This window comes from Rhodococcus sp. OK519, from assembly GCF_003051005.1.
GTDB lineage: Bacteria > Actinomycetota > Actinomycetes > Mycobacteriales > Mycobacteriaceae > Prescottella.
Genome location: NZ_QAOW01000003.1, coordinates 64705 through 77343 on the forward strand (window position 1 = coordinate 64705; position 12639 = coordinate 77343).

The following is a 12639-nucleotide window of genomic DNA, read 5'->3' on the forward strand; positions in this document are numbered from 1 at the left end:
GGTCTCGCGCAACCCGTTTGCCCGGTGACTGATCTCACACGGCGGGCGCGTGTGTCCGGCGGCGACTCCGATGGCTGATCGCCCAGATCCACAGCGCGGCCCACGCGACCCCGAACGCCCATCCGGCCAGCACGTCGGTGAGCCAGTGCGCGGCCAGATACACGCGCGAAAGTCCCACGGCGACCGTGTAGCAACCGAGCAGGACGAGCAGTCCGATCCGCCGCACGCTCGGTGCGACGAGACGCACGACGACCGCACCGAGCACGCACGCGAGGATCGCCGACATCATCGCGTGCCCCGAGGGGAACGAGTAGCTGTCGAGTTCGACCAAACGCTCGGGCACCGGCGGACGTGCGCGCCCGAACAAAAGTTTGAGCAGGCTCATCGCGGCCCACCCGGACAGCATCGCGCCGGCGACCATGACGGCCTCCGCCGCGTGCCGACGCACCAGCAGCGCGACGGTCACGACGGTGGAGATGACGAACGCGGCGACGGTGCCGCCGCTGTGGGTGACGACGGTGACCGCGTCGGTGAGTCCGGGCGTGCGGATCTCGAGCATCCAGTTCAACACCGACTGGTCGACGGCAGTCATCGCCGCTCCCCCGTCCAGCGTCGTCGGCAGTGCACGCGGCCGTCGTCGTCGATCCACCACGGCACCGCGACCTCGCCGTCGAGGGCGCCGCCGAGTCGCACCACCAGGTCGTCGTGCACCACGACGCCGCCCGTGGGCAGGTCGAGCCCCAGCGCCGTGCACGCGAGCACCGCGCCGGGTTCGCGGTCCCACGTGCTGGGCTCGCCGTCGCCGACGACGTCCGCGTGGATCGCGGCCGACGCGAGCGGCAGGTCCAGCAGGTCGGCGAGCGCGGACGCGGTGTCGAGCGCGCCGAGCACCAGACGCTCCGGCGGAACCACAGCCGCGAGATGGGCGCGATCGAGCACCAGCGCGACGTCGGGGTCGACGACGTTTCCGGTCAGCGCGCGCACCTTCGCGGGCAGGTCCAGGTCGTCGAGGTCGAGCACCCCGCGGCGGGCAGCGTCGGCGAGCAGGCGGTGCGCGCGGACCGCGACGTCGGGGGTGGGTGTGCGCTCGGGGTCGGCGAGGCGGTCGAGCAGGACGGCGGCCAGCTCGTTGTCGTCGACGATCGGCGGCGCCAGCGCCGCGGCCAGCGCGGGAGCGGCGGGGTGGTCGAGGACGTCGAGCAGGCCGGCGAAGGTGTCGTCGCCGGGAGCGCGGAGCAGCCCGAGGGTGCGGCCGTCGATCTCGGCGTGGGTGCGCAGCCACCACGCGGTGTAGCCGTCGCGGTCGGTGAGCGTGGACGCGGTCTCCGGGTCGCCGGCCAGCAGCGACAGCGCCTGCGGCCAGCGCGCGGGGTCGACGAGGTCGAGGTCGCGGACCGCGATCATGGTCGCGGGGTCGTCGGCGAGGGTGTCCCACCAGGCGTCCTCGTCGTCGAGGTCGTGTTCGGGTCCGGTGGGCAGGTCGGCGCGCAGCACCGTGAAGCCCCAGCCGACGCCGACGGCGCGCAGCGCCTGCTCCCCCACCTGCTCCACGAAGGTCGGGTCGACGGTGGCGAACGGGGAATCGTCGTCGAGCACGTCGGCCAGCGGCGCGCCAGGCAGCAGCAGCTGGTCGGCGGGCACCAGTTCGCCGTCGCCGTCCGGCAGCGGCAGTTCGCCGAGCCACGGCGGACGCGCGTCGGGCGCGGCGAGGACCGCGAGCGCGAGCACGGCCGACGCCAATTCGGTTGCCGCACTGGGATCGTCGTAGTCGAGGTCCTCGATCCGCGCGCGCAGCGCCGGATCCGACAGCAGATCGCCCGCGGTGGCGCGCTGGGCGCCCAACCGGCCCAGCAGCGGGTGCGCCGCGTCGGGGTGGACGAGCCGCACCCAGTCCAGCGCGGAGGCGGCGGCGTCGAGCGCATGCCCCAGGCCGGCGCCGGTGACGACGGTCCGCGGTCCGGTGACGGTGCGGCCGTCGGCGAGCGGAACGGGAATGGCGGCAAGTTCTTCCACCGCCAGCGCGTCCACGACGAGCGGTTCGAGGGCGTCGTAGAGGGCGTGCCACCACGACGGCTCGCGACTGTGCCCGCCGAGCATCTCCGCGACGCGGGCCAGCCCGAAGCGGTGCACGTCGACGGCGGCGAGGGCGGGTGCGTGACGCGGCCCGGACAGGTCCGGATCCACCAGCCCGGGGACGACGTCGGTGAGGGCGTCGGCCAGTTCGGGGGTGAGCCCCGACAGCACGCTCGCGCGGGTGGGGACGAGATCCTTTGCTTCGGGGCCGGTCTCTGCCGACGGCACCCACGGCTGGGCCCGCAGGTCGCGCAGCAGCTCCTCGCGGAGGATCGCATCGGCCTCGCTGCGCGCGAACCCGGGCACCGGTACCAGGGCGAGGCGCTGGTCGCGGGGCAGCGCGGCGACGAACCGCGAATAGCCGTGCGCGACAGCGGCGAGTGGGGCGCCGGGCAGCAGGCGTCGACGATCGGGCTGCAGTGGGACGTCGGCGATGAGCAGCGCGGGCAGCGACAGCTCCTCGTCGGACCGGGTGGGGGCGCGCAGGACGTCCTCGCCGACGGGACGGACGCGGCCGTCGACCACCGGAACCAGCCAGCGCGCGGAGTCGGTGGCGTACTGCCACCACGTGCGGTCGCCGATGGTGATCTCGGTGAGCCCGCCGTCCAGGTCACGGGTCGTGCGGTGCAGCGCGCGCTCGCCGACGGTGACGGTCTCGAGCGCGGGCAGTTCCAGGAGCACGTCGACGGCCTCGTCGGCGAAGCCGGACAGTAGTGCGGCCCCATCGACGTCGGACCGCAGGTGCAGGACCACCTCGGAGTCGAAACCGGCGGCCGGCGCCTCGTCGGTGCCCCACACCAGGCGCAGCACCGGAATGCCCGACGTCGGCGCCTCGAGGCCCGCCTCGGCGATCCGGGTGCGGGTACGGGCGGCCGAGAACAGAAGCGAGCCGGTGGTGGAGCGGAGTTCGATCTCGTCGCTCACCGAACGCACGGCGGTGAAGCCGACGCCGAATTGTCCTACGCCCTCGGCATTTCCGGCCTTCCCGGAGGCCCGCAGCGCGGCCAGGGCCTGCACGCCCTCGAGGTCGAGGGGCGCCCCGGTGTTCGCGACCCGCAGTACGTCGCCGTGCAACTCGACGCGCAGCGTCCCGGGGACGCCTTCCTTGGCGGCGGCGTCCGCCGCGTTCTGCGCCAGTTCGGTCAGCAGGCGGTCGCGGTACCCGGCGCGGACGAGGTCGGCCTCGGCGGCGGCGTCCTCACGCAGTCGGGTGGGCGAGTTACGCCACGCGAGGAGCGTCCCCTCGCGTAGCGCGTCGGTACCGAACGGGTCGGTCAATCCGTCGATGCCGCGTCCGGAGCCGCGTCGGTCGGTTCGGGCGCCTCGGGCTGAGCGCGCTCGATCTCGACCACCTCGATCGCGGCGTCGTCGTACGCGTCGTAGCGCGGCGTGCCCGCCCCGGTGGGCAGCATGGTGTCCGAGTGGGCACCGCAGCCGTAGGTCGCGGTCACGACGTGACCGTCGGCCGCCATCTCGTTGCCGCACACACCGAACGCGGCGTGCAGCGAACCGGCCAGCGGAAGGTAGAAACCGCACAGGTGGCATGTCGAGGGCGCGGCCTTGGCCATCTCGGAGTCGGGGCCGAAGTCACCGTCGTGCCAACGCTCGGCGCATTCGAGCCGACCCTCACGGCTCATGACCTGCTTGCGTCCCAGGCCCACCTCGTACGCGACGTCGTCGACCTCGGGGTCGCCGGTCGCGACATACCCGGGGACCAGACGCGGATCGCCGGCGAGCGGTGCCAGCAGGTCGCCGGGTCCGAGGTCGCCGGGGCGGACGCGCTGATCCCACGGCAGCCACTCGGGTGCGACCAGCGCATCCGGTCCGGGCAGCAGCGCGAGTTCGCTGACGGTGACGTGATCGGAGCCCGGGACCGCGGCCACGACGACGGCCCACTGCCAGCCGCGGTAGCCGGGAAGCTCGGCGTCGAAGCGGTGCGTGGCGGCACATTCGTCCTCGGCGGTGACACCGAGGTGCCTACCGACTCCGCCCTCGGCCAGGTCGATCAGTGCCGCTCGGGCAAGCTCGACGGAATCGGCCAGGACGGGGCGCACGACGGCGCACTCGGGAGACGACGTAACACTCACGCCGTCCATCTTGCCGCACTCGGTCCGCTCCGCGCTCGTGCGGGCTGCCATGCTGGGCGGGTGAATCTGCGTAGCACCCCTGTCCGGGCCGCGATCGCGATGTCCGTGGCGGCTGTCGCACTGCTCTCCGGATGCGCCGGCAGCACCCCGCCGGCCGGCGCGACGATCGCCGAACGGATGCACCCGGAGATCGTCCGCGAACTGCCGCACGACCCGGCCGCGTTCACACAGGGCCTCGAGATCTCGGACGGGACGCTGTTCGAGAGCACCGGCCGGGTGGGGCAGTCGTGGGTGCGGGCGTCCGCGCTCGACACGGGCGCCGAGCAGGCCCGCGCCGACCTGCCGCTGCCGATGTTCGGTGAGGGCATCACCGTCGCGGGCGACACGGTCTGGCAGATCACATGGAAGGACGGTGTCGCGTTCGCGCGCGACCGCGCCACCTTGGCCCAGAGCAAGATGGTCGAGTACGACGGCGAGGGCTGGGGGTTGTGCACGCAGCCCGAGCGCCTGGTGATGAGCGACGGTTCCTCCACGCTGACCTTCCGGGACCGCGACTCGTTCGAGGAGACCGGGACGGTGGATGTCACGCTCGACGGCCGTCCGATCGACCGGCTCAACGAACTCGAGTGCGCCAGTGACGGTTCGGTGTACGCCAACGTGTGGACCACCGACACGATCGTCCGGATCGATCCGGCGTCGGGGATCGTGACGGGGCGGATCGACGCGGCGAACCTGAAGGACGCGCTGCCGTCGGATGCGAGCGGCGTCGACGTCCTCAACGGCATCGCGCAGATTCCCGGCACCGACCGATTCCTCGTGACGGGCAAGCTGTGGCCCCGCATGTTCGAGGTCCGATTCGTCGCCTGAGCACGCTTCGTCGGGTTCCGACACGTCCGAGCGAACTGGAAGAGACCGCCCGTGTCGTGCAATGTCCGGGGACTAGGACAGAATTGAGGAGTGACCGGACCCCGCGACCCCCACGACGCCACTGGGCGTGGGCAACACCCGCAGGATCCTTCGCCGCGACGCCACCCCGGATACGAGAACTATCCGCCGTCGCAGCGGGTCAGCGGCCGTAGGGCGCCGCTGCCACCGCTGCACCCGGTGGACCGGTCGCCGCGCACCGAACGCATCGAGCCGCCCACCGAGCGCATCCCCTCGACGCCACCGCCTCCGCCGCCGCCACCGCCGAACGACGCGGACGCGACGGACGACGGTGTGGACGGTTCCGCGACCGACACCGCCGCCCCCAAGCCCCGGGCCATGCCGCGCAAGCTGACGGTGACCCGGGTCGCCGCGATGCGCGGTCGGGAGCTCACCAACAAGGGCATCGCCTCGTTCCGGCGGGCCGCGACGGCGGACGGCGCTGACAAGTCGGGTCTGACCGCGATGACGTATGCGGTGATGGCGAACTTCGCGACCGACGCCACCGTCGCGGTCGCGCTGGCCAACACGCTGTTCTTCTCGGCGGCCACGGGCGAGGACAAGACCAAGGTTGCGCTCTACCTGTTGATCACGATCGCGCCGTTCGCGGTGATCGCGCCGCTCATCGGCCCCGCGCTCGACCGCCTGCAGCGCGGCCGCCGGATCGCGCTCGCGACGTCGTTCGCGTTGCGGACGGTGCTGGCGATCGTGCTGGTCTTCAACTTCGACAGTTGGGCGCTGTACCCGTGCGCGCTGGGCATGATGGTGCTCAGTAAATCGTTCTCGGTGCTCAAGAGCGCGGTCACACCGCGCGTGCTGCCACCGGAGATAGACCTGGTGCGGGTCAATTCGCGGCTCACGGTGTTCGGCCTGCTCGGCGGCACCATCGGCGCCGGCGCGCTGGCCGGCGCCCTGGCTTTCCTCCTCGGGTCGACGGGCGCGCTGTGGCTGACCGTCCTGATCACCGCGTTCGGCGCGTACCTGAGCATGCGGATTCCGGCGTGGGTGGAGGTCACCGAGGGCGAGGTGCCGGCCAAGCTCTCCTTCCACGGCGACGACTCCCCCACCGAACTGATCGACGCGTCCGCCGTCGCGGGCGCCGCGCCGAACAAGCGACGCCAGCCTCTCGGTCGCGCGGTGGTCACGGGGCTGTGGGGCAACGGCACCATCCGCGTGCTCACCGGCTTCCTCACGCTCTACATCGCGTTCGTCGCGAAGGCCAACACCGAACACGAGGCGATCATGCAGGCCGCGATGCTGGGCCTCGTCGGTGCCGCCGCGGGCATCGGCAACTTCGCCGGCAACGCCACGGGTGCGCGTCTCGAACTGGGCCGCCCGGCCGTCATGGTCGTGCGGTGCACGATCGCCGTCACCGTCGTCGCGATCCTCGCCGCGATCACCGGCAACCTGCTCACCGCGGCGCTGGCCGCGCTCGTGGCGTCGGGGGCCAGCGCACTCGCGAAGGTCTCGCTGGACGCGTCGCTGCAGCAGGATCTGCCCGAGGAGTCCATCGCGTCCGGGTTCGGGCGGTCCGAGACCGTCCTGCAGCTCAGCTGGGTCATCGGTGGCGCGATGGGTGTCATGCTGCCCACCGAACTCTGGATCGGTTTCACTGTCGTCTCGGTGGTGCTTACGATCGGACTGGTACAGACCGTGCTCACGTATCGCGGCGGCTCGCTGCTGCCCGGCCTCGGCGGCAACCGTCCCGAGCACGTGAACCAGGAGACCACCGTCGGCCACAGCCCTCGTGCCGACTGATCCACCGAACGAGAAACGGATTCCATGATGCAGGACCGGACGAAGAAGATTCTTGCCCTGATCGCCGCGGTGGTGATCGTGGCGGCTGCCGGTCTGGCGGGGGTCGTGGCCTACCTCGTGGGACAGTCCGAGGAGAAGCTGCCGACCATCACGGCGTACGCCAAGCAGGAGACCGTCAGTGCGGTTCCGGGCTTCTGTGACCCGTCGCTGCAGTGCGAGGGCCTCGAGATCGTCGAGCTGAATGTGCCGGAGGGCTACCCGCTGCAGCTGTCGCTGCCCAAGCAGGTCGCCGATTCGGATTGGCGCCTGAACGTGCAGATCGGCAACCCGAAGACAGGCGAGATCTACGAGGGCTACCGCGACTACAAGCCCGGCGAGGCGTGGGCCGTGACGGTGCCCGGCGCCCCCGGCGAGCAGCTGATCAGCGCCATCATCCAGCTTCCGGCCCAGGGCGGGCTGGCACCGGTGTGGGCCCTGCAGACGATGCCCCTGCCCGGCGGCGGTGTGGTCGCCCCCGCCTCCTGATTCGACGGCGCAACCGAAACGGGCGCCTTCCGGTGATGATCACCGGAAGGCGCCCGTTCGTCTGTTCGTGGTGGGCGACTCAGCTGTCGAGTTCACGGGCCACGGCCCGAACCACCTCGGAGATCCGCTGCGCGGTCTTGCGGTCCGGGTACTTGCCCTTGCGCAGGTCAGGCTGAATCTTGGCCTCGAGCAGGGTAATCATGTCCTCGACCATGCCGTGCAGCTCGTCGGGCGAGTGCTTGCGCGCCACCTGCTCCTTGCGCCCGCCACCGTTCTGACGGAGCGTCGGGGCCGGCTCGAGCAGCGTCACGCTCAGCGCCTGCGGGCCGCGGCGGCCGGCGGCCATGCCGAACTCGACGCGCTGGCCGGCCTTGAGGCCCTCGACACCGTCGGGCAGCGCGGCCGAGCGGACGTAGACGTCCTCCCCCTCGTCCTGAGAAAGGAAGCCGAAGCCCTTTTCGACGTCGTACCACTTCACCTTGCCGGTAGGCACCGCGTTCACCTGCTCATCTGACTGCCGCACTCACCGTTGAGTGCGCGCGTGGGTAATGCAAAACAACGCGCCCCCACTCGGTGTGCGGGACGCGTGAATGCCCGAGTGTACCCGCCGGGTTCGGGGCTGGGCACCCTCGTTTCCCGCCGCGCGAATGTCACGACCAGACGGTCGGTCTGGGGACGACGTGCCCGATACTGTCCCGACAGTCCTGATGCCCCAGGCGGTATGCCCCGGTCGGTCATCAGGACACTCGACGACCGATAGGACGCCACCGTGACGACGCTGACCGACCTGCTCACCAAGATCGGCTCCAAAAGCATCGAGGTCCTCGACCTCACCGCGCCGCTCAGTTCCGAGACACCCGTTCTACATCTGCCGGAGCCGTTCGCGAACACCATTCCGGCGCGGCTGGAGACGGTCAGCAACTTCGACGACGACGGCCCGGCGTGGGCGTGGAACAACCTGCACACCGGCGAGCACACGGGTACGCACCTGGATGCGCCGACGCACTGGATCACCGGCCGCGACGGCGCGAGCGTCGACCAGATTCCGCCGAGCCGGCTCATCGGCCCGGTCGCGGTCGTCGACGTCACCACCGAGGTGCAGCAGAATCCCGACTTCGTGCTCGAGGTGGAGCACCTCGAGGCGTGGGAGGCCGAGAACGGCACGCTGCCCGACGGCGCCTGGCTGATCCTGCGCACCGGGTGGGCCGAGCGGGGCTCCGATCCCGTGCGGTTCGCGAACGCGGACGCGGACGGTCCGCACACCCCCGGCATCTCGGTGGCGGCCGCCAAGTGGCTGGCCGAGCAGAGCCCCATCACCGGTCTGGGCGTGGAGACGGTCGGCATCGACGCGGGTATCGCGGCCGGCTTCGACCCCATGTTCCCGGCGCACTACTACCTGTTGGGCAACGACAAGTACGGCCTCACCCAGCTGCGGGGCGTCGACAAGCTGCCCACCCTCGGTGCGGTGCTGGTGGCGTCGCCGCTGCCGATCGTCGGCGGCACCGGTAGCCCGGCTCGCGTGTTCGCGCTGGTCGAGCAGGCATGAGTTCCACCGTCACCGGTTCCACGGTCGCCCAGTTGGTGGGCGCCACCATCGCCGATCTCGGTGTGGGGCACGCGTTCGGGGTGGTGGGCAGCGGCAACTTCGCGGTCACCAACGCCTTGATCGCGGCGGGAGTGCCCTTCGTGGCGGCCCGACACGAGGGCGGCGCGGCCACCATGGCCGACGCCTACTCGCGCATGTCGGCGCTGCCCGCGGTCGTCACCACCCATCAGGGGTGCGGGCTCACCAACGCGATGACGGGGATCGGGGAGGCGGCCAAGAGCCGCACACCGCTGATCGTGCTCACCGCCGACACCGCCGGGTCCGCGGTGCGGTCGAACTTCCGGATCGACCAGGATGCGTTGGCGCGCAGCGTCGGCGCCGTCGCCGAGCGGGTGCATTCGGCGCAGTCGGCGGTGGCCGACACCGTTCGTGCGTACCGCACCGCGGTCCGCGAGCGGCGCACGGTGGTGTTGAGCCTGCCGTTGGATGTGCAGGAGCAGGCGGCCCCGGACTCGTGGGCGGTGCCGCTGCTGCCGCCGATCCAGCGGGTGCGGCCCGACGCGGGCGCGCTGACGTCGCTGGTAGCGCAGCTCGAGCGGGCCGAGCGCCCGGTGTTCGTGGCCGGTCGCGGCGCCCGCGACGCCGGACCGCAGATCGCGGCTCTCGCCGAACGGACCGGCGCGCTGGTCGCGACATCGGCGGTGGCCAACGGTTTGTTCGAGGGAAATCCGTTCTCGCTCGGCATTTCCGGCGGCTTCTCGTGTCCGCTCACCGCGGAGCTGATCGCGGGCGCCGACCTGATCGTCGGCTGGGGTTGCGCGCTGAACATGTGGACGATGCGGCACGGGTCGCTCATCGGCGCCCACGCCACCGTGGTGCAGGTGGACGTCGAGGACGAGGCGCTGGGCGCGAACCGCCCGATCGATCTGGGTGTGCTGGGCGACTGCCGGGAGACCGCCGTCGCCGCGCTCGCGGACGTCGGGGCGACGCGGTCCGGCTACCGCACCGACGACGTGCGGGGCCGCATTGCGGCGCAGGGCCGTTGGAACGACGTGGTGTTCGACGACCTGTCCACCGAGTCGACGATCGACCCGCGCCTGCTCTCGCGCGAACTGGACGCGATCCTGCCGCGCGAGCGCACGGTATCGGTGGACTCGGGCAACTTCATGGGCTACCCGAGCGCGTATCTGTCGGTGCCGGACGAGTTCGGCTTCAACTTCACGCAGGCCTTCCAGTCCATCGGCCTCGGTCTGGCCACGGCGATCGGAACCGCGCTGGCGCAGCCGGATCGGCTGCCCGTCGCCGCGCTGGGCGATGGCGGGTTCCTCATGGGGATCTCCGAACTCGAGACCGTGGTCCGCCTCGGTCTGCCGATGATGCTGGTGGTCTACAACGACAGCGCGTACGGCGCGGAGGTCCACCACTTCGATGCGCCCGGCACCGACCATTCGGCAGTGACGTTCCCGGACACCGACATCGCGGCCATCGCCCGGGGTTACGGCGCCGAGGCCGTGACGGTACGGTCGGTCGGCGATCTCGACGCCGTGCGTGCGTGGGTCGCGGGTCCACGGACCCGGCCGCTGCTGATCGATGCCAAGGTCAGCTCCGACGGCGGGGCGTGGTGGTTGGCGGAGGCGTTCAAGGGGCACTGACCAGGGGTTTTCGGGCCCATAACGGGCAGCTTCCCCAATCCCGACGATGTGGGACAAATCTCTTCTGGACGATTGACCAGTTTTGCCTTCAGCAAGGTCACGGAAGTGCTACAAATTACACCGGCACCGCGCGGGGGCAGGTGCCAAACGTTCGACCCAGCTCTTCCAGCTTTGCCAGCGCCGGACAAGCGCCGACCAGATGTTGTGAGCAAGAAAAAGTTTCGACTGGTCCAGTGTCTGAACGCCGACGCACCACCCTTGCAACGACCCCTACCTCCGGGGCCAGAAGAAACGAGAACACCCGCATGAACAAGAAGACCAAGGGCGCCATCGCCGCCGGTGCAGCTGCACTGATCCTCGCCGGTGGTGCCGGCACGTTTGCAACCTGGAGCGATACGAAGGACCTGACCGGCGGCAGCGTCACGTCAGGCCACCTCGCCTTCTCGGGCACTGCCACCGGCGACTGGTACAAAGGCACCGACACCAGCATTGTTGCGAACAAGATCGCGGACATCGCTACCTTCCGGATCGTGCCCGGCCAGACGCTGACCTACAAGGCGACTGCAGACTTCCTTGCCGAGGGCACGAACCTGAACGCGAAGCTGGAGCTGGTTGGCGGCAACACCACGGACGGCATCGGCTTCGATTGGGAAGACACCGTGTTCGCTGCAACCGGTGTTGACAGTGGTAGCGGCGTCATCACGCCGAGTTCGACCACGCGCACCGCAACCGTCACGAAGTCGGTGACCTTCGATGCCACCGGCATCGCCAACCAGGGCAAGGTCGCTGACCTCACCGGCCTTCAGCTGAAGCTCACGCAGACCAGCTAACGATGTCCAAGAACCACCGTTGGTGGGCACTCGCAGCGGTGCCGGTCGTTGGGCTGATCTTCTTCTCAACCCAGCAGACCGGGGCCCTGTGGAGTGGCACACAGAATCTCAACGGCGGAACCGTCACTTCCGGAACCCTCGATATCGCCGTCGGCGCTGGCGGCACGACGATGAGCAACTACCCGTTCACGGCGCTGGCCAAGTCCGGAATGATTCCGGGCAGTTTCGCGCAGGCACCGCTGACCATCCGGAACTCCGGCGACGTTGCAATGAAGTACCGCCTGCAGAACGGCGCTCAGTCGAATCCGGCAGTGCCACTGACTCTCACGGTCGCGACGGTCGCGAACGAGGCAGCCTGCCCGGCAACCGGCAACCCGAGCGGAGCTACACAGGTGTACACCGGTGCGCTGATCGGCGCGCAGATGGCGCAGTTGCGCACGCTCACCCCCGGCACCTCCGAGGTCCTGTGCATGCGCGGTGCGATCGGCGACAATGCCGCCCAGAATGCCAACACCACCGCGACGTTCACGTTCGCCGCTGAGGTCGGATGAGCCAAGCGGTCGAGAGCCAGGATCAACCCACCACCGCCTGGTGGTGGGTTAAGTCTGTTGTGTCCTGGGTCCTCCTGATCGCAATGATCGGCATTCTTGCTCTTACGATCGCAATCCCACGACTTACCGGTTCGAGTCCTTACACGGTCCTGACAGGCTCGATGGAGCCTACCTTCCCGCCGGGAACGCTGATCGTCGTCAAGCCACAGGACGCAAGCGCACTTCAAGTCGGTGATGCGATTACGTTCCAGTGGGAGTCCGAGAAACCCGAGGTCGTCACGCACCGCATCGTCGCGGTTCAACAGACGTCAAAGGGCGAACCGCGGTTCACGACCAAGGGCGATGCGAACTCGTTACCTGACGAGAGACTCGTTGTTCCCGAGCAGGTTCGCGGCAAGGTCTGGTACGCCGTGCCGTACGTCGGGTACGTCAACAACTACATCACAGGCAAGCAACGTTCGATCCTCCTCGTGGTGGTCGTCGGCGGCTTACTGACCTACGCGGTGGCGATGTTCGTCAGCTCGGGCCGCGATAAGGCACGCAAGCGCCGGCAGCCGCCGATCGAAGACGACGACAACGCCTCGACGATGGACATCCCAATGCTCCGCAACGAGAGTTCCGCGTCAGATACAGCGCGCTAGCCGCCGCATCACCCGCACCTTGAGACAACCGGGCTACGAACTGAAACGAACA

At 70.0% G+C, this 12639-nt stretch carries 12 protein-coding genes; 8 read left to right on the plus strand and 4 right to left on the minus strand.

Annotated features, from left to right (window positions below; genetic code table 11):
- Window positions 1–34: 34 nt before the first annotated feature.
- From C8K36_RS10310 to C8K36_RS10320, 3 genes are read right to left on the minus strand one after another with little or no spacing between them, the layout of a single operon-like run.
- Window positions 35–592 (minus strand): phosphatase PAP2 family protein, encoded by a 558-nt coding sequence (locus tag C8K36_RS10310; protein ID WP_107984778.1) that lies wholly within the window; start codon window positions 590–592, stop codon window positions 35–37.
- Entirely contained in the window at window positions 589–3351 is a 2763-nt protein-coding gene (locus C8K36_RS10315) for a sacsin N-terminal ATP-binding-like domain-containing protein (RefSeq protein WP_107984406.1), read from the minus strand. The genes C8K36_RS10310 and C8K36_RS10315 overlap by 4 nt, the downstream gene beginning before the upstream one ends.
- Window positions 3348–4211 (minus strand): DUF3027 domain-containing protein, encoded by an 864-nt coding sequence (locus C8K36_RS10320; protein ID WP_107984407.1) that lies wholly within the window; start codon window positions 4209–4211, stop codon window positions 3348–3350. Before C8K36_RS10320 ends, C8K36_RS10315 begins: the two co-directional genes overlap by 4 nt.
- 48 nt (window positions 4212–4259) lie before the next feature.
- On the opposite strand from C8K36_RS10320, the gene C8K36_RS10325 reads away from it, so the two are divergent.
- From C8K36_RS10325 to C8K36_RS10335, 3 genes are all read left to right on the plus strand, one after another.
- Entirely contained in the window at window positions 4260–5027 is a 768-nt protein-coding gene (locus tag C8K36_RS10325; RefSeq protein WP_107984779.1) for a glutaminyl-peptide cyclotransferase, read from the plus strand.
- Window positions 5028–5117: 90 nt separating this feature from the next.
- Window positions 5118–6842, plus strand: a complete 1725-nt coding sequence (locus C8K36_RS10330; protein ID WP_107984408.1) for an MFS transporter — start codon at window positions 5118–5120, stop codon at window positions 6840–6842.
- A 27-nt stretch (window positions 6843–6869) separates the two neighbouring features.
- Entirely contained in the window at window positions 6870–7367 is a 498-nt protein-coding gene (locus tag C8K36_RS10335) for a DUF2771 domain-containing protein (RefSeq protein WP_258195365.1), read from the plus strand.
- Window positions 7368–7446: 79 nt separating this feature from the next.
- Here the strand turns inward: C8K36_RS10335 and C8K36_RS10340 are convergent, their stop codons facing one another.
- A complete protein-coding gene (locus tag C8K36_RS10340) occupies window positions 7447–7860 on the minus strand; it encodes a cold-shock protein (protein ID WP_181319519.1) in 414 nt (137 codons plus the stop codon).
- Between the two features lie 276 nt (window positions 7861–8136).
- Here C8K36_RS10340 and C8K36_RS10345 point away from each other — a divergent pair, with 276 nt between their 5' ends.
- From C8K36_RS10345 to C8K36_RS10365, 5 genes are all read left to right on the plus strand, one after another.
- A complete protein-coding gene (locus C8K36_RS10345) occupies window positions 8137–8913 on the plus strand; it encodes a cyclase family protein (protein WP_107984411.1) in 777 nt (258 codons plus the stop codon).
- A complete protein-coding gene (locus tag C8K36_RS10350; RefSeq protein ID WP_107984412.1) occupies window positions 8910–10565 on the plus strand; it encodes a thiamine pyrophosphate-binding protein in 1656 nt (551 codons plus the stop codon). Before C8K36_RS10345 ends, C8K36_RS10350 begins: the two co-directional genes overlap by 4 nt.
- A 305-nt stretch (window positions 10566–10870) precedes the next feature.
- Complete coding sequence (locus tag C8K36_RS10355) at window positions 10871–11395, plus strand: alternate-type signal peptide domain-containing protein (RefSeq protein ID WP_107984413.1); 525 nt, start codon at window positions 10871–10873, stop codon at window positions 11393–11395.
- 2 nt (window positions 11396–11397) lie between these two features.
- Complete coding sequence (locus C8K36_RS10360; RefSeq protein ID WP_258195366.1) at window positions 11398–11946, plus strand: hypothetical protein; 549 nt, start codon at window positions 11398–11400, stop codon at window positions 11944–11946.
- Window positions 11943–12587, plus strand: coding sequence for a signal peptidase I (locus C8K36_RS10365; RefSeq protein ID WP_107984414.1), 645 nt, complete (start codon window positions 11943–11945; stop codon window positions 12585–12587). Before C8K36_RS10360 ends, C8K36_RS10365 begins: the two co-directional genes overlap by 4 nt.
- Window positions 12588–12639: the final 52 nt, after the last annotated feature.